Genomic DNA, 19,040 nt, shown 5'->3' with positions numbered 1-19,040 from the left:
GCAAAGATGCGCATCAACGCTTCATTCAGCCCGCGCAAAACTGGCGTGCTTCATCCGTCCACTCGCCAAAACCCGTCGTCACCATGCGTTTTATAACGCGGCACACGTAGGCCTTTTGCGCCGGAAAGTTCTTTGGCCCGGCATGATAACGCGCAATGGCCATCGTCCAGGTTCCTTCGCGTTCTTTCAACTCACTGAGAAACCGTGCTGCATAGGCTACATTCTTTTCCGGATCGAACATCTCTTCCAGCGAGTCAAACTTGCGTCCGTGATACCGGTGATTGATCTGCATGCAACCGACGTCGATATAACGCGCGCCTTGCCCCTGCGCCTTTTCAATCGCCGCAAGCGCTTCCGCCTTACTCAGGTTGTAGAGCGCCCGTCCGTCAACATTGATCGCATACGGCGTCAGCTTGCCGTTCTGCCCGGACTCCGTCAAACCGACAGCATAAAGCATTCCCAGCGGCACGTTATGCAGCGCCGCCGCGCGCACGAGTTCCTGCTCGCATACATTCATATGCGAGCCATCAGCCAGCGCTGCTGCGTTAAAGATAAAGCCCGCCAGAAGAGCGATGAGCGGAAGCCTCATTGCTGTCATTCCGATTTGCCTGTCCGCCTTGGTTGCCTGCCTGATCTCCGGAATCACCACGCCCCGATTGGCGCTGATGATCCGAAGCACCCGATTGAGATTGCCAGGAAGATTGTGATTGCGGTTGCCCGCCGCTCTGCTGGCTGAACTGTTGCGAGCCGCCGCTGCGATCGCCTTCCACAACCCGGATCGACGTCGCGTCTATGGCATATCCGGCGGAGCGCAGCAGCTTCGACAACGTGTCCTGATCGTTGCGGATCAGTTCCGCCGTGTCGCTGCGCGATGCCTCCACATGAACCATCAGGCCCTCGTTTTTCAGCTCCATCCGAACGGTGACCGTTCCCATATCGGCGGGCTGGAGTTGGATCTGCAGCACCTTCAGCACGGGTTTGGGCGTTGCGGGATCTGCTTCACCGGCCAGATGCCTGGAAAACACCGCATCAGCCGCGATGCCTGCACCGATGCGATCGGCCACCTGTTGTGCAGGCCGCGTTCCAGCCATTGCGAGTTCATCGACAACAGGAAGCACGCCTTCAAGGGTTGCAGTTCCGGCAGCATCGACAGTGCCGTCACCCTCCGGTGCCTGCGGCATGACTGGCGGAAAATGCGCTTCCTGACGCACTACCTGTGCACGCAACGTCTGGCGCGGAGCAGTTTCGCTTTCCGCAATGGCTTCCGGCGCTACGGTGGCGGCATCAACCGGACTGTCTGCTACCGCTCCCGGCATAGCGCCTGCTTCCGCCGCACCGGACTTGTTGCGGCCACCGATTGCAAAATTGCCGGCTCCGGCCCGGGCAGCATCCACGTCCATGCCAGCTTCATTACCAGGATCGGAGGCGACCGCAGAACCGCTGCTGTTATTGAACACACTCGCAATACGAGCCAGTGCCGCCTGTGCGCCTTGTCTGGCGGCTACGTCGGTTCCCGTTCCGGCGTCGACGCCATCGCCATCACTTGAGCTTGCGACCCTGTTCGCTTGTCCGCCCTGCGCTGCCCCGATGACGGCTGCGAGTTCACTTGCCACAGCAGCAAGCGCTGTCTGAGCACTGCTGGCCGTAGCTTGATACTGCGGCTGGCCTTCCGCTGCGCCATCAGTCACAGCACTTTCCAGCGCATCTTCGATCTGAGCCTGAAAGTGTCGGGTCGCATCGCTGCTGCCAGACGATGCAGCCGCCGCCATCCCGCCACGCGCGCCCGCACCCGTTGCAGTATTCGATCGCTTGCCCGCGTCCGCTGCGACAACGCCAGACTTCTCACCCTTGCCGTTGCCGTTCTGGACATCTGACAGCACGTCGCCAAATCCTCCGCTGGCAGATTGCTCGCCACCCTTGGCGCTGTTTCCACGAACTGCAGAAACCGCATTCACTGTTGCAGCCCCAGCTGAACTCGATGCGACATTACCTGGTGTTGTCATTACGGGGCCCCGTTCAACAGCTCGTCTGCACGCGCCATCGCAGCTTCAGCGTTGCTGACGATCGGCAGTTCCTCGACCGGCTGCGCATTGTCTGCTGCTTCCGAGGCAGGCGCCGGCTGCGAGGCTTGGGCCGGTACCGCGGTCGGCGATTTTGCGATGGCACGCGCGACGGCAAATGCCGCGTTGAGTAACGCTTCTTCGCGCACACCCAGCTTGGAACGATCTATCGACCATAGCGCGCGGGCACCTTCGTCATGCTGATCGGTAACCAGCAGCGCCGACGCTTCGAACAAGCGCATCCGCGTTGCAAACATCGGATGCGTCTGTGCATCTATCGCCGCGAGCCGCGCTGCGAAGCGCACGATTTCCACATTGGCACGGACAATGCCCTCCTCAGCCAGCGCGAGACAGGTATGCGTGCGCACATCATCTGGTAGATCGCGCAGCATGTCCTCAATCACTGCCAGCCGCTGCTCATTGACAGGATAACCACGCCCAACAACCTCGGCAGCAAACTGACGCTCGAATGTGCGTGCGAAAATGGAACTGCCGAAGCGACGGAAGTATTGCGATGAAAGGACTTCAAAGATGGCGAGTTCATTCATGCGCGCGGCCAAAATCGCTTGCCGCCGCAAAGCCGACTCTTCCACGATTGTGCCCGGCGCAATAACGCGCGCGCGATCAAACAGCGCAAACGCCTTGCTCTGATCTTCGCTCACTGTAAGCACGGCGCGAACCAAAGCAACGTGGCCGCCGATCGTGCGATCAAGCCCTTCTACATCTACACCCGAAAGAAGCTCCAGCGCTTCCTTGTCAGCACGGTCGCTGTATGCCAGCGCACCCCGAACGAGACGATCCAGCCCCGCCAGATCGACCTTCGTTTCAATAAGCCGACGCAGGATGGTCGGATCGCCGCCACTCAGAACATAGATCACGGCAGCGCGCAGATTGCGCTCCTGCGACCAGACAGCAATGTCTACGCTATTCAGCGCTTCGGCCAGTTCGGCCATGCGCTTGCGCTGTTCAATGCGTGACGTCTGCCCATCGGTTGCCGAGCTGTTCTGCACATTTTGTAACTCGCGCACCAGCTCATAAGGTTGCTGTGGCGCGGATACAGTCTCCGCAGAAATCCCCGTCAGCGGCAGCAGTATTGCCGTCAGCGCCAGCGACCGGAGCATGCGAGAACGCATCAGCGCTCTCCTTTAAGCAACAGTATCTCTACGCGACGATTCTCACCCGCTGTCGGATCAGCAGCATTCTTCGGTTCGTTATCGGCGTGGCCCTCGATGCGCCGGAAACGCTCATCGGGCACGCCACCGCGCGTCAGCATGTAATACGCCATTTGCGCACGTGCCGTGGAAAGCCGCCAGTTGTCGTTGCGATCCGATCGGAACTGTAGGCTGTCGGTATGGCCGCGAATGACAATCGGTTCAGAGCGCGCCTGCAACAGCGCGCCGATACGTTCCAGCAACACGACAAGCTCTGGGGTTGGCCGCACCGACGATACGCCAAACATTTCAAATTCGGCATTGTCGCTGATGTTGATCAGTACGCCTTCCGGCGTTTCGGTCACCTGGATACCCGGAATGGCCGGAAAGCCCGCGTCGTCGACAGTTTTCTCGATCAGGCGTGCAAGCTGCTGAGGGTTGCCGGTGCGAGCGGCTTCCTGCATCTGAGCGGAGCTAAGAGCCGCTTCTGCACCATCAGCAGAAGCCGCTGGACTTTTCTGCGTACCGTCATCACGACTTTGATTGCCGGCGCGCTCACCGCGTCCACTGCCATCCGGCCCGCCACGTGCTGCCTCTGCCGCATCTGCCATTTGTGACTGGCGCTCAGGGGTTACACGCTCCGAAGGTTCAAGACCCGGATCGGGCTCAAATGGATCGCGGAAACCCATAGCGGAGCGATCGCCCGAAGCGTTCCCATGCAAAGAAGTGTTGCCCTCTTTGCGTGCATCGACAGATTTGGCCATCTCATCGAGCACTTCGTACGGGTTGCCGAGCAGAGTGATCTCGCCGTCCTTGGTCTCTTCGGCCTCGTTTACGCGCGATTCGCCTTTCACATCGGTGTCCGACGGCGTGCCCGATCCGCGCTCGCGTGCGCCCTCAGGCTGCATCGTGAAAACGCCCTTCGGCTTCGTCGCGGCATCGCTCATCCGCATCGGATTGAAATAGTTCGCGACGCCGCTGATCGTCTTTTCGTCGGATATGCCGATCAGCCACATGACGAGAAAGAAGGCCATCAGCGCCGTCATGAAGTCGGCGTGCGCGATTTTCCACACGCCGCCCTTGTGTGGCTCATCATGGTCACCGCCCCGCCGCTTGATAATCACAAGCTCTTGCTGGGTCGTGTCATCCTGACCGCTTGATTGGCTTCCGTTCATTCGGCCGCCACCAGAACTTCTTCAAGCCATGTGGCGATGCGCGTTTCCAGCAACGACGTCCCGGCCTTCACAGTAAGCTCAATGCTATCAGCCGGTGTATAGACCAGCGCTTCGGCGATGACCGGCGGCAATCCATTGCGCACCGCTTCAAACGTATCCTTCGGCCCCGCGATCTCGATCGTCAGACCGGGATTTGCAGCGGCAAGATCCGCAATCGTCGTGCATATTTCGCTCACCGCCCGCATGAGAACCGCTTCAGCCAAAAATGGCCGCAGCACCTGCGCAACGCTATCGCCGACCTGCTGACCGTACTGTTGCAAAGCATCAGCGAATTTCGCCGACAGCGCCGAAGTTTCCTCACACCAGCCAGCCCGCGCGGCCGACAACGAAGCCTCGAACTCTGCGCGCTGCTCCTCTATGCGCGCATCGGCCATCGCTTCTACAGCCTGGCGGCCCTCGACAAGACCTCTGGCGTAGGCCTCATCAAGCTTCGCCTCCCAGTCCAGCTCGTCAACAACCGACATAACCGGCGCGAGCATGGGGCTCGCGACCGGCTGTGGAAGTTCGCTTGCGAACTCGACAAGGAAGTTGGCTATCGGGATGGCGCTCACGTCGTTACGCTCCCGCGCAGCCACTGCTTCATGATAGTAACGGCCTGGTCCTCGTCATAGTCGATGATCTGTTCCAGGCGCTTCTGCGGATTCCGATTGATCTTGCTGGTGAGGTCTCCGATCAGATCCGGCTCGCCATCATCCATGCCAAACGGCATGCCTCCGCCCGCGAACGCCATGTTCCCAGATCCAAAATCCGATGAAAATGCCGGCGCAATCTGCGGCTCGAACGGCAGGTCGCTCGTCACTGATGCAACTGCCGCAGGCGCTGCGATCGGCTGATACTCCAGCAGCATGCGCGTTGCCGGACGCAGTCCGAACCACACCAGGATCATCGCCGCACCGAGCACCGCCAGCGCCTTGATGAAGGTGCCCATCTCGCCCATCAGGAAGTCCATCACGCCCGGACCCGGCAGCGGCTCAAGCATCTCCCCGTGCGGCATGAACTCAACCGCCGCAACAGTGATGCGATCACCCCGCTCGGTGTCAGCTCCGGTTGCCGAAGCGACGATGTTCTCAACTTCCTTCAGCTTGGAAGCGATCGCTTCAGGCGTCGCCCCCTCGCCGAGCAACATCTCCAGGCGCTTGCGGTTCAGCACCACCGCAACTGTCAATGCGTCAATGCGATAGCCGTCACTGACGGTCGACATGACCTTCGAATTTGCCTCGAAGTTCTTCAGCTCTTCCTTGCGCTCGCTGGCGCGGGCAGAGCTGCTGTCCCCACCTGTCTGCGGCTGTTCCGCCGGAATGTTCTGCTCCACGCCGACAGGCTGCGAATTGCCCGCATCCCGCGCGTTGCTCTTTTCCTTGATCGTGCGGCGCGAACGTTCAAAGCGCGAATTCGGATCGTAGGTTGTTTCGTTGATCTGGCGCTTGTCGATGTTGAGACGCGCGGCCACGCTGATCTGGAAGTTGTCGATGCCGATATAGGGCGCCAGCGTCTGGCTGACATTCTGCTTCAGCTCATTCGCAACGGTGCGCTCAAGCTCCAGCATCTTCGTCGGCGCAGCATTGAAAGCGCCTTCGCCACCGGCCAGCACCGTGCCATCCGTGCTCAACACGCGAACCTGGTCAACAGTCAGGCCCGGCACCGCAGCCGCCACAAGATGACGGATGGCCTGGGAAGAGTTGAACTCTGAGGTCGAATCCGCCCGGATTACCACCGATGCAGAAGGCTTCTGCGTGCTGCGCCGGAACGAACCTGTATCCGCCATCACGATGTGCACACGCGCGGCGCGCACACCCTTCATGCCCTGAATGGTGCGGCTTATCTCGCCCTCCAGCGCACGGACACGCGTGATCTCCTGCATGAACGATGTCAGGCCGATCGCGCCCATCTTGTCGAAAAGTTCATAGCCCGCGCTGGCGCTGCTCGGCAGACCTTTCTCCGCCAGCAGCATGCGCGCACGCGAGGCCTGCCCCGGATGCACAAGCACGGCCGTGCCCTCGGGATTCACATCGAATGAAATGCCGCTTTCCTGCAGCGCTGCACCGATACGCGCAGCATCCTGCGGTTCAAGACCGGCATACAGCGTCTCGAAATCAGGACGGCTGAGATAGTAGCTGCTAAGACCAACGGCGCTGAAAACAGCCAGCCCTACAAGGCCGAGCACGGCAAGGCGCCGTGGGCCGAGAGCCAAAAGGTTGTCGCGCAGTTGCTTGAGCTGTTCGCTCCAGTTCATTGCTTCCCCGGCGGTTACGAATCCGGCCTATGATTTGCCGCCGTAACCTTTCGGGGGGAACCTTGCGCGAGACGTTCCAATGAGTGAGCCAGCCCCGTTTCCGGAAGCTGGCTCATTCAATTCATGCCAGTTGTGGCCTTACCGGAACAGGCTCAGGATGCTCTGGCTGGAGCTGTTGGCGATCGACAGCGCCTGAATGCCAAGTTGCTGCTTCACCTGCAGCGCCTGCAAACGGGTTGATTCGGCGTTCATGTCAGCGTCAACGAGCTGGCTGATGCCGCTCTCGATCGAGTTCTTGAGGCTCGACACGAACGACTGCTGAATCTCGATGCGTGCCTTGGCAGCACCCAGCGTGGTAGCACCAGCAGCCATCTCGGTGATCGCGCGGTCAGCGCCCTTGATGTAGCCGTCAAGCGTTGCGAGGTCAGCCGTGCTGTCGGTCAGCGCCGAGATATTGATGGCCGCAATCGTGAACGTACCAGCAGCATCAACCGCACCGGTCGTAGCGTTACGGTTCGTATCCAGAATGCCCTTCGCAGCAGCGGAGGAATCGAACAGCTTCATCGAACCCGTGTTGATCGAGATCGACTGCACCGAGATCGAACCACCCGTACGGGCAATCGACGACACAACCTTCTTGGTCGCATTGTAGCCAGCTGCGGACGAATCCACGGACAGCCAGTTCTGGCCCTGCAGCGTGGCGGCGTCGGCCATGCCCTTGAGCTGCGACTGAAGCTCGGTGATTTCGGTCTGGATCTTGCCACGATCAAGGCCGGGCTGAGCGGCGGCAACCAGCTTGTCCTTGATCTTCGATACGATGTTCTTGGCTTCGTCCATTGCCGTGTAGGCAACGTCGACGAAAGCTGCGCCAAGACCGAGCGCATCCTGCACCGTCGAAAGCGAAGAGCTGTCGGAACGCAGTGTGGTTGCGATCGACCAGTAAGCAGCGTTGTCGGCTGCGGTGTTGACACGCATACCGGTAGAAATACGGCTCTGCGTCTGCGTCAGTGCGGAGTTGGTGGAGGTGAGAGCGCGGAGCGCCGTCATCGCGGCAACGTTGGTATTGATACTCGCCATTGTGTGTCCCTGCGAACTAGATACTGGAGGGGACATACCGGACCAGCCGGTATGACAGTTCGGCATCATGCCTTTGGGTTCACGATACCCAACCTGTCATCACACAACACATATCCGATGAACTCTTGCGCCCTCCCTAACGCAACGCCCCGCCGTTTATGCAATCGATGCGTCAAACGCGCTGCTACAAATGTGCCTAATGATATCGCAACACGATTAGTACGAACGCGCCGCATACCAGGTGCGTAAGTGGTTCAAATCGATTCACACGAATACAAAAAAAGAAGGCCAAGCCCTGGGAGGAGCTCGACCTTCAAAGTTGGGCGTTTGAAACGTGTAAGCGACGTGAGTTTAACGGAACAAGCTCAGGATGCTCTGGCTTGAACTGTTGGCAATCGACAGCGCCTGAATACCAAGCTGCTGCTTCACCTGCAGGGCCTGCAAGCGTGTAGACTCAGCATTCATGTCAGCGTCGACGAGCTGACTGATGCCACTTTCGATCGCATCCTTCAGGCTCGAAACGAACGACTGCTGAATCTCGATACGCGCCTTGGCAGCACCCAGCGTGGTAGCGCCAGCAGCCATCTCACTGATCGCGAGATCGGCAGCCTTGATGTAACCATCCAGCGTCGCAAGATGGGCGGCGCTGTCGGTCAAAGTCGAGATATTCATCGTCGACAGACGGAAGTCGGTAGCGGCAGGCGTACCCGGCTGCGTTGCATAACGCTCACCGGTTGTTCCATCGCGATAGGCATCAATAATGCCGACGCCGTCGTCTTCCGTGCTGGCGTCAAACAGAACCATCGAGGACGTGTCGATAGAAATCGACTGCACCGAGATGCTGCCGCCAGATCGCGCAATCGAAGACACGATCTTCTTCGTGGCGTTGTAACCGGCTGCCTCAGAGTCAACCGACAGCCAGTTCTGGCCCTGCAGCGTTGCAGCGTCAGACATGCCCTTGAGCTGCGACTGCAGTTCGGTGATTTCGGTCTGGATCTTGGCGCGGTCGAGGCCCGGCTGAGCCGCAGCGACCAGCTTATCCTTGATCTTGGTCATGATGTTCTTGGCTTCGTCCATCGCCGTGTAGGCAACATCGACAAATGCTGCGCCAAGGCCAAGCGCATCCTGCACCGTCGACAGCGACGAGCTGTCAGAACGCAGTGTGGTTGCGATCGACCAGTAAGCGGCGTTGTCGGCAGCGGTGTTGACGCGCATACCGGTGGAAATACGGCTCTGCGTCTGAACAAGAGAAGAATTGGTCGCGGTGAGAGCACGCAGCGCCGTCATAGCGGCGACGTTGCTATTGATACTTGCCATCGGGCTGTCCCTTTAAACGCAAACTAGCGGGACATACCGGATCAACCGGCATAACAGTTCGGCATCATGCCCTTGGGTTCGTTAGACCCAACCTGTCATGCTTGCACGTTTAACGTTGGCCGTTTTCAACCCGGCTAATGAAATCATTCAACTTCTATCTATCTGCTCGAAACGATCCCGCTCGATGAGCGCTGGTGAAAACTCAATTAAAAAGAAAGCCAAGCCCTGGGAGGAGCTTGGCTTTCAATAGGCAGGCATCTCTGTCCGGATTAACGGAACAGGCTCAGGATGCTCTGGCTGGAGCTGTTGGCGATCGACAGCGCCTGGATGCCAAGCTGCTGCTTCACCTGCAGTGCCTGCAAGCGGGTCGACTCTGCATTCATGTCAGCGTCGACGAGCTGGCTGATGCCGCTTTCGATCGAGTCCTTCAAGCTGGAAACAAACGACTGCTGAATCTCGATGCGTGCCTTGGCAGCACCCAGCGTCGTCGCACCGGCAGTCATTTCCGTGATCGCGCGGTCAGCACCCTTGATGTAGCCATCAAGCGTTGCGAGATCAGCCGTGCTGTCGGTCAGCGCCCCGATGTTGATGTCCGACAGACGGAAGTCGGTCGCAGCTGGCGTTGCAGGCTGGGTTGCATGGCGCACGCCGGTGGTGCCGTCGCGATATGCGTCGATGATGCCAACTCCGGCGACGGCCGCGTTGGAGTCGAACATGATCATCGAGCTGGTGTTGATCGAAATCGACTGCACCGTGATGGTACCGCCAGCACGCGCGATCGACGAAACAACCTGCTTCGACGCGTTATAGCCGGCAGCAGCCGAGTCAACAGAAAGCCAGTTCTGGCCCTGCAGGCTGGCGGCATCGCCGATGCCCTTCAGCTGTGACTGCAGTTCGGTGATTTCGGTCTGGATCTTGGCGCGATCAAGACCCGGCTGAGCCGCAGCGACCAGCTTGTCCTTGATCTTGGTCATGATGTTCTTGGCTTCGTCCATCGCCGTATAGGCGACATCGACGAAAGCGGCGCCGAGACCGAGCGCATCCTGCACGGTCGACAGCGACGAGCTGTCGGAGCGCAGCGTGGTGGCGATCGACCAGTAAGCGGCGTTGTCGGCAGCGGTGTTGACGCGCAGACCGGTAGAGATGCGGTTCTGCGTCTGCTCAAGCGCAGAGTTCGTGGAAGTGAGAGAACGGAGCGCCGTCATCGCGGCAACGTTGGTATTGATACTCGCCATTGGAGTGTCCCTTGGGATGACTGATTACGATCGGGACATGCCGGTCTAACCGGCACAACAGTTCGGCATCATGCCCTTGGGTTCGTGGCCCAACCTGTCATAGCCAATGCTTAATGATGAATACCTTGCATTCTAACTAACGCGGCGGCACTTGGCCGATGTTTCCATCGTGCGGCATTAACGCTCATAAAAACGTACTGAACGAGCCATAAACGGATGTCCAAATACGAAAAGGCCAGACCCCTCTACGGGATCCGGCCCTTTCAATAAGGTGCGTTGAGCGTGTCTTAGCGGAACAGGCTCAGAATGCTCTGGCTGGAGCTGTTGGCGATCGACAGCGCCTGGATACCAAGCTGCTGCTTCACCTGCAGCGCCTGCAAGCGCGTGGACTCTTCATTCATATCCGCGTCGACGAGCTGGCTGATGCCGCCTTCAAGCGCATCTTTCAGGCTCGACACGAACGTCTGCTGAATGTCGATGCGGGCCTTCGCGGCACCCAGTGCCGTAGCACCCGCTGCGAGTTCCGTGATCGCGCGATCCGCACCCTTGATGTAACCATCAAGCGTCGCGAGATCGGCAGTGCTGTCAGTCAACGCCGAGATGTTGATGCCAACGATCGTGAAGTCGGTAGCGGCAGGCGTGGCCGGCTGGGTCGGATAGCGAATACCGGTCGTTGCGTTGCGGTACGCATCGAGAATGCCGACGCCTGCAACAGCTGCGTTCGAGTCAAACAACACCATCGACGTTGTATCGATCGTGATCGTCTGCACAGAGATGGTGCCGGCAGCACGCGCGATCGACGACACGATCTTTTTCGACGCGTTATAGCCTGCAGCGGCCGAATCCACTGAAAGCCAGTTCTGGCCCTGCAGAGTTGCAGCGTCAGCCATGCCCTTCAACTGCGCCTGCAGCTCGGTGATTTCAGTCTGGATCTTCGCACGATCAAGACCCGGCTGCGCAGCGGCAACCAGCTTGTCCTTGATCTTGATGACGAGGTTCTTCGCCTCATCAAGCGCCGTATACGCTACGTCAACCGTCGCAGCCCCGAGGCCGAGTGCGTCCTGCACCGTCGAAAGCGCCGACGTGTCGGACTTCATGGTCGTGGCGATCGACCAGTAAGCGGCGTTATCGGCTGCAGTGTTAACGCGCAGGCCGGTCGAAATACGATCCTGCGTGCGCGTGAGAGCGTCGTTGGTAGAAGTCAGAGAACGCAGCGCGGTCATCGCTGCAATGTTCGTGTTGATACTAGCCATTGGAGGCCTGTCCCTTGGAAAAATTGTTGCTCATGGGACATGCCGGATCAATTCCGGCACGGCGTATCGGCATCATGCCCTTGGACGAAAACCGCCCAACCCGCCGTCGCATTAAAGGCCCGACAACCGATCACAAGATCGTCGCCGATACGGAATACAAAAGCCGCTGATAGTCACCTTGGCGCACGCAATAAATTAAGCGCCAAGGCTAAACTTGCCTCACCTGTTACTTGAACAGGCTCAGGATGCTCTGGCTGGAGCTGTTGGCGATCGACAGCGCCTGAATGCCAAGCTGCTGCTTCACCTGCAGCGCCTGCAAGCGGGTCGACTCTTCGTTCATGTCAGCGTCGACGAGCTGGCTGATGCCGCCCTCAAGCGCATCCTTCAGGCTGGCCACGAAGGTCTGCTGAATGTCGATGCGGGCCTTGGCTGCGCCAAGCGTCGTTGCACCTGCCGCCAAGTCTGTGATCGCGCGATCTGCACCCTTAATGTAGCCGTCGAGGATGGCCATATGCGCGACACTGTCTGTCAGCGCAGAGATATTCAATGTTGCGATATTGAACGTACCTGCCGGATCGACGGCGCCAGTGGCTGCATCGCGCATAGAATCGAGAATGCCGTCAGCCGTAGCGCTGTTGTCGTACAGAACCATTCCAGCGGTGTTGATGGAAATGGTCTGCACCGAAATGGTGCCTGCAGCGCGCGCAATCGACGAAACCACCTGCTTCGTTGCAGTGTAACCAGCCGCAGACGAGTCCACCGACAGCCAGTTCTGGCCTTGCAGGCTCGCCGCGTCGGCGATGCCCTTCAGCTGCGACTGCAGCTCAGTGATTTCCGTCTGGATCTTCTCGCGGTCAAGACCGGGCTGCGCAGCAGCAACCAGCTTGTCCTTGATCTTGATGACGAGGTTCTTCGCCTCATCAAGCGCCGTATAGGCGACATCGATAGTGGCTGCACCGAGACCCAGGGCATCCTGCACCGTCGAAAGCGCCGATGTGTCGGACTTCATGGTCGTAGCGATCGACCAGTACGCCGCGTTGTCGGCAGCCGTGCTGACGCGCAGACCAGTAGAGATACGGTCCTGCGTGCGCGTGAGAGCATCGTTGGTGGAAGTCAGTGAGCGCAGCGCGGTCATTGCTGCGATGTTCGTATTGATACTAGCCATTTTGGAAGCCTGTCCCGAGGAGTTAGTGTTGCTTATGGGACATGCCGGATCACCATTCCGGCACGGCGGCTCGGCATCATGCCCTTGGACGAAAACCGCCCAACCCGCCGTGTGACGCTACTCAACCATCTACCATTGAAGAACTGGTTAACGAAACGCAACCATTCGCTCAAAAAAGCTACACATAGGAGCGAATCAAACCGCCGACGAGCAAATTCCAGCCATCGATCAGAACAAAAAACAGGATCTTGAACGGCAACGATATGATCGTTGGTGGCAGCATCATCATGCCCATCGACATGGTCAGCGTTGCGACGATCATGTCGATCACGAGAAACGGCAGAACCATTAGAAACCCGATCTCAAAACCCCTGCGCAGTTCGGAGATCATGAATGCCGGGATCAGAATCCGCAGCTCGATGTTTTCATCGGTTTGCGGCGGAGGCGGAGGAGGTGGTGCTTCAGTCTGCTCGCCTTGCGATCCACTTTGACGAGGCCAAAGCCGCTCGTGCGCCAGATCGTAGAAGAGCTTCAGATCTTTATCGCGCACGTTGGCCAGCATGAATGATCGAAACGGCGCTGTGATCTGCGTAAACGCTTCCTCTTCCGTGATCTTGTTTTCAATGAGCGGGGCTACCCCGTTTTTCCAGGCCTTGTCGAAGGTCGGCGCCATCACGTACAGCGTCATGAACAGCGCCAGACTGATCAGGATCAGGTTAGCCGGTGTTGTTTGAAGACCGATACCAGCGCGCAGAAAAGACAGCGCCACCACAAAACGGGTGAAGCAAGTCACCATCACCAGAATGCCAGGCGCGATCGACAGCACCGTGATCAGCATCACGAACTGAATGATCCGGCCCGCCGCAGAAGCATCACCCTGCGGTAAAAGCTCTTCCAGGCTCGGCAGTGCTTGCGCTGCTGCCTGCACGGTTCCAAGACCGAGCAACAGCACAATCAAAAGGGCTCGCTTCATTCGACTATGAGCCCCTGAATGATGATTTCGCGCACATTGCCGTCACTGCGTGCGCGTACCCGATCATTCAGATCCTCGCTCAGATGCTGAAAGCCGGATGCACCTTGAATGCGCTCAATCGGCACCGTGCGCAGAAACGCGACTATGTCCTCTGTAATGCGGGCAACCAGTGCGTCAGCATCATCGGGCACCACATCGAACACCAGCGACGCTTCAATTCTGATCCACGTCGAACTGGAGCCGGCCAGATTGGTGACGATAGGGGTGAGCGGCCGCAGTTTGGAGCTTTCCATCTTCAGGCGCTCGCCCAGATAGCCAGCTGGCTTGGCCTGCTCGACAACCTCGTTCCCGCCGCCGCGCAAAAGTAGCTGCTGACCCAATACGAATCCAACACCAGCCGCGGCCAGCGTCAGCACCACCACGGCCAGCAGGAAGTATCCGGTCGAAAGCGAAGCCGACTTCTGGCCGTTATCGGAAATCGTTTCATCCATGGCTGCTGCTGTCATTTCCCAACCGGTCAGAACGGAGAGATATTGTCGACGAGCTGCTGACCCCACGGGGGCTGCTGCACTTCCATCAGACGGCCACGGCCGCCATAAGCGATGCGGGCCTCGGCAATTTTCTCATACGCGATCGAGTTGTCAGCCGAGATATCCAACGGCCGGATGATGCCTGCAACATTCAGAATGCGCATCTCGAAATTGACGCGCACCTCCTGCGAGCCGCTGATCACGAGGTTGCCGTTCGGCAGCACATCGGAAACCACTGCGGCCACCAACAGCTCAATCTTTTCAGACCGCTCGATGCCGCCTTCGCTTTTTGTCCGCGTCTTCGAGCCAGCGCCGATATCGAACGCGCCTTGCCCACCTACCGCACCGCCCGTTGATGCGAAATCGTAGGAATAGTCGAAGCCAAGCTCATTTGAAGCGTCGCGCTTGCGTTCTGAATCGTTGGCGATCGACGCCTTGTCCTTGATCGAAATCCGCACCGTTACGGTGTCGCCGATACGGCGTGCACGCAGATCCGAGAACAGGTCCGCGCGCGAATCCTGCCAGATGGAGGAGTTGCCTCGATAAACATTCTGCGGCGCTGCTTCTGTAATCATGGAAACGCGCTTCGGCACCATGCCGCTGCCGACCGGTGTCATATGCGGCTCACGATTGAAGTCGCGCACATCAACAGCGCAAGCGCCCAGAATGGGCGCAACCATCAAGAGCACTGCCAGCCTTGCGATCATGATCTTCCCCCGCCTGGGTAGGCTTGCGCTGGCATTTGATCGATCGGCTGTGCGACACCCGGCGTCGGAGACACAACGGGCGGGCGCGGTGCAGCGACGGCTTTTGGCCTGCGCACCGAGCCCGCAATCGTGCCTGCAAGACGCGCAGCTTTTTCCGGCGCCATCTCGTTCAGAATTGCGCTGGCATTCTGCGGCTCCAGCTTCAACAGAAGTGACGCCGCTGTTTCCTCATCCATCTCGACAAGCTGTGGCGCCGCCGAATCCGGCTCCATCTGCGCGTAGATGTTCACAAGCGAAGCATTGGCGCGCAGAAGAAACGCATCGCGACGTTCCACCCAGCTACGCAGCTCCTGCGTTTTCTGCTCCAGCGTCGCGATGCGTTGCGCGATCTGCTGTTCCATTTCCGTCAGCTTCGAGCGCTGCACGGCAATGCGCGCGTCTGCCGCTGCGCTGGAGATGGCAACGCAGTATCCCTTCGCAAGATCGGAATTCGCGTCATCGACCGATCCGGTTACGATCGGATCGCCTGCAGCGTGCGTATTGTCGTTGAACAGCCGCGCGCTTTCCTCCAGCGGAGGCGGAACACGCTCGCCGCTGCTGACAATCGATCCTGTAACGATCTCGTCGAACTCGTCGATCGGCTCCGCTTTACCGGCAACAGGCGCAGCTACAGCCACCGGCGCCTGCGGTTTCATCTTCGGCAATGGAGGCAGAGCTGCAGGCCTGGGTGCTGGAATAGAGCGCGCCGCGCGGGCGAGTGCGCTGGACGGAGACAACCGCCCCGTGGCCGCATCCGTTGGCGCCTCATCAACCGAAGCCGTCCACCCCATCTGCGCAGACAAAGGCGACGCCGCTCCACAAGCCGCAACACAGAGCAACGTCAGTGCCACGCATGCAGTATATCGATCAACGGAGCTCGCCATTATTGCACCACGAGGTCAGCTTGCAGCGCGCCGGCTGATTTGATTGCCTGAAGCACCGCAATAACGCCCTGCGGCTTGAGGCCCATTCGATTCAACCCGAGCACCAACACATTCAGATTGGTACCTTGAACGATCCGCAATGCGCCGCCCTGTTCGAATGAAGATATGTTGGTTTCCGGTGTCACGACTGTCTGGCCTTCGGAGAACGGCAAGGGTTGCGACACCTGCGGAGTTTCCGTCACGGTAACGGTCAGATTGCCGTGACTGACTGCAACCGTTGAAATGGTCACGTCGCGACCGATGACGATCGTGCCCGTGCGTTCATCGACAACGACGACCGCAGGCACATCTGGCTCGACGATCAGCTCACCAATTTCCGCCATCAAACGTGTTGGCGACATGTTCGGCGGGCGCTTCACCGCAACGCTGCGTAGATCTGCAGCGCGCGCAAGTTCCATTCCGAACCGATCAAGACCGTAGGCATTGATCGCATCTGAAATTCGAATAGCCGTTCCAAAATCAGGGTTGCGCAATTCAAGTCCGAGGAACTCGACTTCCAGGAACTGGCCCGGTGCCTCGCGCTCGACAAGCGCGCCGTTAGGAATGCGCGCAGAGGTCGGAACGTTCTGCGTCATGGTCTGGGCTGCGCCGGTGATTTGATAGCCCGAAACAGTCAACTGCCCCTGCGCAACCGCATAGACCAGATTATCGGCACCATGCAGCGCCGTCATGATCAGCGTACCGCCGAGCAGCGACGTCGCATCGCCAAGCGATGAAACAGTAACGTCGATGGTGGTTCCGGTTTGTGCAAACGCCGGCAGTTCTGCCGTCACCACAACTGCGGCAGTGTTGCGCGTGCGCGTGTTTTGCCGTCGGATATTGACGCCCAGCCGGTCAAGCATGGCTTGCATAGACTGCTGCGTGAACGGCGAGTTGCGCAGGCTGTCGCCCGTGCCATTGAGGCCGATCACCAAGCCGTAGCCAACAAGCTGGTTCGGCCGCACGCCCTGAACACTTACGATGTTCTTGAGCCGTGTCGGCGAGCCAAACTTCGGCAATCCGGAAGGGCCCATATCACCATAAAACTGGCCACCGACATCAGCACTGTACGTGCCGCCGGAGCCCAGCATGAAAATGGCGCACAACAGGCTTACCAGTGCCAACGCTCGCGTCATTGATCCCCCACATGCACAGATCCGTCCGGACCGATCCGGCCATGAATGATCCGCCCGCTGTCAGGATTGCGAACCGAAATAACATCACCGGAGCCGCCGTTCTGCAGCGCGATTGCATTCGCGGTAATGGTCAGAGAACCCGCCTTGAACACCACCAGCGTGGACTGCCCTTGCTTCACAGCATGGGGCTCACGCACTGCCGCGTGCGCAATCGGTTTGCCGGGCAACAAAGTGAGGCGGGAGATCTTGCCGAGCAGAGCTTCCCTGTCCGTGGTTACCGAAGTGTCGCCATTCAAACGGAAAGCGCGATCGACAAGCATGTTGCTCTCGATCACCTGGCCCGGATAGATCGTAACACGTGGTACCGGCAGCATTGTTGGCTGCGCAGGCGCTGGCGCAACGCTTACAAACGCTGTCGCGAACATGACGATCGCTATTTCAAGCAGACGGGTTCCGAAAGAATGCGTGTTCACGGCTATCTCCGTGCAACAGTGCTGTACATTTCATCCACGGCCTGAATGACCTTGGAGTTCATCTCGTAGGAACGCTGCGCGGTGATCAGCTCGGTAATTTCCTTCACCGGATCAACATTTGACAGCTCAAGATAGCCCTGCTCGATGGTGCCGAAGCTGGGATCGCCCGGCACACCGACAACAGCGGTGCCCGAAGCAGGCGTCTCGCGATAAAGATTGCCGCCCATCGGTGACAGGCCCGCGTCGTTGGCGAAGTTTGCCAACGTCAACTGACCCAGAGACTGCAACTCAGTCTGCGTGCCGATACGCGCAAACACTTCGCCGGTCTGGTTGATTACAACCTCGACAGTGTCCTGCGGAAACGTAATCTGCGGCTGAATTAGATAGCCATCCATCGTCACCAGTTGGCCTTCTGCGTTCTTGTTGAACGCACCAGCGCGCGTGTAATAGGTCTCGCCGTTATCAGCTTCGATCTGGAACCAGCCACGTCCGTTGATGGCAACGTCCAGCTTGTTATTGGTGCTGCTCAGCGCACCTTGGCTGTGCAGATTGCGGATTGCCGCGTTACGCACGCCGAGGCCAACGTGTGCACCTTCAGGAATAGGCGTCTGGTTGCCACGGTTCGGCACGCCAGCGGAGCGCTCGGTCTGATACAGAAGATCGGTGAACTCTGCGCGCGAACGTTTGAACGAAGTGGTGTTGATGTTCGCGATGTTGTTCGCGATCACTTCAACGTTCAACTGCTGGGCGTTCATGCCGGTAGCGGCGATGGCAAGCGCTCTCATGATCTATTCCTCAAATTGTCATGCGGCTGACTTCCAGGTACGCCGCGACAACCTTGTCGCGCACCGCCACCGCAGCCTGGAGTTGTTGTTCGGCAGCCATCACGGACTCGACCACCTTTTGCACCGACGCCTTGTCCTGCACGCCCGAAATGGAAACGGCCTCAGCAGTTTTCAGCGTTTCCATTGCGTCAGAAGCCATCCGCGTCAGCATCGAACCGAAGTCACTTGACGCTTCCTGCGTGGCATCACTTTTCCGGATCGACGTGCTGCCCTGAACAGGCGCACTCTGCGTTACCCCGGATACGCCAGTGATCATCTGATTCAGCATTACGTGCTCCTCAACAGGTCGACGGTCATCATGACCATGGCGCGCGACTGCTTCATCATCTGCAGGTTCGCTTCGTAAGAGCGATTGGCCTCGCGCATGTCGGCCATTTCAACCAGCATGTTGACGTTGGGATATTTTACGTTGCCATCCTCGTCGGCCGCCGGATGGTTCGGATTGCGCTCAATGCGGAATGGAGCCTGATCAGTTCCAATCTGATCAACCGCGATCACGCTGGCGCCAAGAACATCGTCAAACCGGTTGACGAAATTCACGGTTTTGCGGGCATACGGATCACCGCCCGGTGTATTGGCTGTCGAATGCGCATTCGCCATATTTTCTGCGATGACACGCATACGGCGGGACTGAGCATCAAGGCCCGCAGCGGAGATCTTTTGAGATACGTTGAGTGGATCAAACACG

At 58.8% G+C, this 19,040-nt stretch carries 21 protein-coding genes; 1 reads left to right on the top strand and 20 read right to left on the bottom strand.

Annotated features, from left to right (window positions below; all coding sequences use genetic code 11):
• Positions 1-25 precede the first annotated feature (25 nt).
• The 10 genes from QEZ49_RS15655 to QEZ49_RS15610 all read right to left on the bottom strand — a co-directional run bounded on the left by QEZ49_RS15655 (position 26) and on the right by QEZ49_RS15610 (position 11,561).
• Positions 26-598: a lytic transglycosylase domain-containing protein gene (locus QEZ49_RS15655; protein ID WP_280388295.1), complete on the bottom strand. Its 573-nt coding sequence runs from the start codon at positions 596-598 to the stop codon at positions 26-28.
• Entirely contained in the window at positions 546-2,003 is a 1,458-nt protein-coding gene (locus QEZ49_RS15650) for a flagellar hook-length control protein FliK (RefSeq protein WP_280388294.1), read from the bottom strand. Before QEZ49_RS15650 ends, QEZ49_RS15655 begins: the two co-directional genes overlap by 53 nt.
• Positions 2,003-3,193 carry a hypothetical protein gene (locus tag QEZ49_RS15645; RefSeq protein ID WP_280388293.1) on the bottom strand — a complete coding sequence of 397 codons (1,191 nt, stop codon included), beginning with the start codon at positions 3,191-3,193 and terminating at the stop codon, positions 2,003-2,005. Before QEZ49_RS15645 ends, QEZ49_RS15650 begins: the two co-directional genes overlap by 1 nt.
• A complete protein-coding gene (locus QEZ49_RS15640; RefSeq protein ID WP_280388292.1) occupies positions 3,193-4,386 on the bottom strand; it encodes a MotB family protein in 1,194 nt (397 codons plus the stop codon). The genes QEZ49_RS15645 and QEZ49_RS15640 overlap by 1 nt, the downstream gene beginning before the upstream one ends.
• On the bottom strand, positions 4,383-4,997 hold the full coding sequence (locus QEZ49_RS15635; protein ID WP_280388291.1) for a hypothetical protein: 615 nt from the start codon (positions 4,995-4,997) through the stop codon (positions 4,383-4,385). The genes QEZ49_RS15640 and QEZ49_RS15635 overlap by 4 nt, the downstream gene beginning before the upstream one ends.
• The gene (gene fliF / locus QEZ49_RS15630) at positions 4,994-6,679 is read right to left on the bottom strand and encodes a flagellar basal-body MS-ring/collar protein FliF (RefSeq protein WP_280388290.1); all 1,686 of its coding nucleotides are present in this window, start codon (positions 6,677-6,679) and stop codon (positions 4,994-4,996) included. Before fliF ends, QEZ49_RS15635 begins: the two co-directional genes overlap by 4 nt.
• A 138-nt stretch (positions 6,680-6,817) precedes the next feature.
• On the bottom strand, positions 6,818-7,756 hold the full coding sequence (locus QEZ49_RS15625) for a flagellin (protein ID WP_280388289.1): 939 nt from the start codon (positions 7,754-7,756) through the stop codon (positions 6,818-6,820).
• A gap of 351 nt (positions 7,757-8,107) precedes the next feature.
• Positions 8,108-9,073, bottom strand: coding sequence for a flagellin (locus QEZ49_RS15620; RefSeq protein WP_280388288.1), 966 nt, complete (start codon positions 9,071-9,073; stop codon positions 8,108-8,110).
• Between the two features lie 269 nt (positions 9,074-9,342).
• The gene (locus QEZ49_RS15615; protein ID WP_280388287.1) at positions 9,343-10,308 is read right to left on the bottom strand and encodes a flagellin; all 966 of its coding nucleotides are present in this window, start codon (positions 10,306-10,308) and stop codon (positions 9,343-9,345) included.
• A 287-nt stretch (positions 10,309-10,595) separates the two neighbouring features.
• Positions 10,596-11,561: a flagellin gene (locus tag QEZ49_RS15610; RefSeq protein ID WP_280388286.1), complete on the bottom strand. Its 966-nt coding sequence runs from the start codon at positions 11,559-11,561 to the stop codon at positions 10,596-10,598.
• Positions 11,562-11,575: 14 nt separating this feature from the next.
• Here QEZ49_RS15610 and QEZ49_RS15605 point away from each other — a divergent pair, with 14 nt between their 5' ends.
• Complete coding sequence (locus QEZ49_RS15605) at positions 11,576-11,731, top strand: hypothetical protein (protein WP_280388285.1); 156 nt, start codon at positions 11,576-11,578, stop codon at positions 11,729-11,731.
• Between the two features lie 56 nt (positions 11,732-11,787).
• Here QEZ49_RS15605 and QEZ49_RS15600 read toward each other — a convergent pair whose 3' ends face one another.
• The 10 genes from QEZ49_RS15600 to flgC form a co-directional block, all read right to left on the bottom strand.
• Positions 11,788-12,726 (bottom strand): flagellin, encoded by a 939-nt coding sequence (locus tag QEZ49_RS15600; RefSeq protein ID WP_280388284.1) that lies wholly within the window; start codon positions 12,724-12,726, stop codon positions 11,788-11,790.
• A gap of 178 nt (positions 12,727-12,904) precedes the next feature.
• Complete coding sequence (locus QEZ49_RS15595) at positions 12,905-13,699, bottom strand: EscR/YscR/HrcR family type III secretion system export apparatus protein (protein WP_280388283.1); 795 nt, start codon at positions 13,697-13,699, stop codon at positions 12,905-12,907.
• A complete protein-coding gene (locus tag QEZ49_RS15590; RefSeq protein WP_280388282.1) occupies positions 13,696-14,190 on the bottom strand; it encodes a flagellar basal body-associated FliL family protein in 495 nt (164 codons plus the stop codon). The genes QEZ49_RS15595 and QEZ49_RS15590 overlap by 4 nt, the downstream gene beginning before the upstream one ends.
• A gap of 26 nt (positions 14,191-14,216) precedes the next feature.
• Complete coding sequence (gene flgH, locus QEZ49_RS15585) at positions 14,217-14,936, bottom strand: flagellar basal body L-ring protein FlgH (RefSeq protein WP_280388281.1); 720 nt, start codon at positions 14,934-14,936, stop codon at positions 14,217-14,219.
• Complete coding sequence (locus QEZ49_RS15580) at positions 14,933-15,631, bottom strand: MotE family protein (RefSeq protein ID WP_348534829.1); 699 nt, start codon at positions 15,629-15,631, stop codon at positions 14,933-14,935. The genes flgH and QEZ49_RS15580 overlap by 4 nt, the downstream gene beginning before the upstream one ends.
• Before the next feature lie 227 nt (positions 15,632-15,858).
• Positions 15,859-16,932, bottom strand: a complete 1,074-nt coding sequence (gene flgI, locus QEZ49_RS15575; protein WP_280388571.1) for a flagellar basal body P-ring protein FlgI — start codon at positions 16,930-16,932, stop codon at positions 15,859-15,861.
• 98 nt (positions 16,933-17,030) lie between these two features.
• Positions 17,031-17,507: a flagellar basal body P-ring formation chaperone FlgA gene (flgA, locus tag QEZ49_RS15570; protein WP_280388279.1), complete on the bottom strand. Its 477-nt coding sequence runs from the start codon at positions 17,505-17,507 to the stop codon at positions 17,031-17,033.
• A 2-nt stretch (positions 17,508-17,509) separates the two neighbouring features.
• Positions 17,510-18,292: a flagellar basal-body rod protein FlgG gene (gene flgG / locus QEZ49_RS15565; RefSeq protein WP_280388278.1), complete on the bottom strand. Its 783-nt coding sequence runs from the start codon at positions 18,290-18,292 to the stop codon at positions 17,510-17,512.
• A gap of 10 nt (positions 18,293-18,302) precedes the next feature.
• A complete protein-coding gene (locus QEZ49_RS15560; protein ID WP_280388277.1) occupies positions 18,303-18,620 on the bottom strand; it encodes a flagellar hook-basal body complex protein FliE in 318 nt (105 codons plus the stop codon).
• Positions 18,620-19,039, bottom strand: coding sequence for a flagellar basal body rod protein FlgC (flgC, locus tag QEZ49_RS15555; protein WP_068462071.1), 420 nt, complete (start codon positions 19,037-19,039; stop codon positions 18,620-18,622). The genes QEZ49_RS15560 and flgC overlap by 1 nt, the downstream gene beginning before the upstream one ends.
• Position 19,040 lies beyond the last annotated feature (1 nt).

Origin of the sequence: Hyphomicrobium sp. D-2 (assembly GCF_029872155.1) — a bacterium.
Lineage (GTDB): Bacteria > Pseudomonadota > Alphaproteobacteria > Rhizobiales > Hyphomicrobiaceae > Hyphomicrobium_A.
Note: the sequence above shows the minus strand (reverse complement) of the source record. Positions and strands in the feature narration are given on the sequence as shown.

Coding starts and splice junctions, on each gene's coding strand:
- QEZ49_RS15655 (WP_280388295.1), bottom strand. CDS start 598: ATGACAGCAATGAGGCTTCCGCTCATCGCTCTTCTGGCGGGCTTTATC.
- QEZ49_RS15650 (WP_280388294.1), bottom strand. CDS start 2,003: ATGACAACACCAGGTAATGTCGCATCGAGTTCAGCTGGGGCTGCAACA.
- QEZ49_RS15645 (WP_280388293.1), bottom strand. CDS start 3,193: ATGCGTTCTCGCATGCTCCGGTCGCTGGCGCTGACGGCAATACTGCTG.
- QEZ49_RS15640 (WP_280388292.1), bottom strand. CDS start 4,386: ATGAACGGAAGCCAATCAAGCGGTCAGGATGACACGACCCAGCAAGAG.
- fliF (WP_280388290.1), bottom strand. CDS start 6,679: ATGAACTGGAGCGAACAGCTCAAGCAACTGCGCGACAACCTTTTGGCT.
- QEZ49_RS15625 (WP_280388289.1), bottom strand. CDS start 7,756: ATGGCGAGTATCAATACCAACGTTGCCGCGATGACGGCGCTCCGCGCT.
- QEZ49_RS15620 (WP_280388288.1), bottom strand. CDS start 9,073: ATGGCAAGTATCAATAGCAACGTCGCCGCTATGACGGCGCTGCGTGCT.
- QEZ49_RS15615 (WP_280388287.1), bottom strand. CDS start 10,308: ATGGCGAGTATCAATACCAACGTTGCCGCGATGACGGCGCTCCGTTCT.
- QEZ49_RS15610 (WP_280388286.1), bottom strand. CDS start 11,561: ATGGCTAGTATCAACACGAACATTGCAGCGATGACCGCGCTGCGTTCT.
- QEZ49_RS15600 (WP_280388284.1), bottom strand. CDS start 12,726: ATGGCTAGTATCAATACGAACATCGCAGCAATGACCGCGCTGCGCTCA.
- QEZ49_RS15595 (WP_280388283.1), bottom strand. CDS start 13,699: ATGAAGCGAGCCCTTTTGATTGTGCTGTTGCTCGGTCTTGGAACCGTG.
- QEZ49_RS15590 (WP_280388282.1), bottom strand. CDS start 14,190: ATGGATGAAACGATTTCCGATAACGGCCAGAAGTCGGCTTCGCTTTCG.
- flgH (WP_280388281.1), bottom strand. CDS start 14,936: ATGATCGCAAGGCTGGCAGTGCTCTTGATGGTTGCGCCCATTCTGGGC.
- QEZ49_RS15580 (WP_348534829.1), bottom strand. CDS start 15,631: ATGAAACCGCAGGCGCCGGTGGCTGTAGCTGCGCCTGTTGCCGGTAAA.
- flgI (WP_280388571.1), bottom strand. CDS start 16,932: ATGGGCCCTTCCGGATTGCCGAAGTTTGGCTCGCCGACACGGCTCAAG.
- flgG (WP_280388278.1), bottom strand. CDS start 18,292: ATGAGAGCGCTTGCCATCGCCGCTACCGGCATGAACGCCCAGCAGTTG.
- QEZ49_RS15560 (WP_280388277.1), bottom strand. CDS start 18,620: ATGCTGAATCAGATGATCACTGGCGTATCCGGGGTAACGCAGAGTGCG.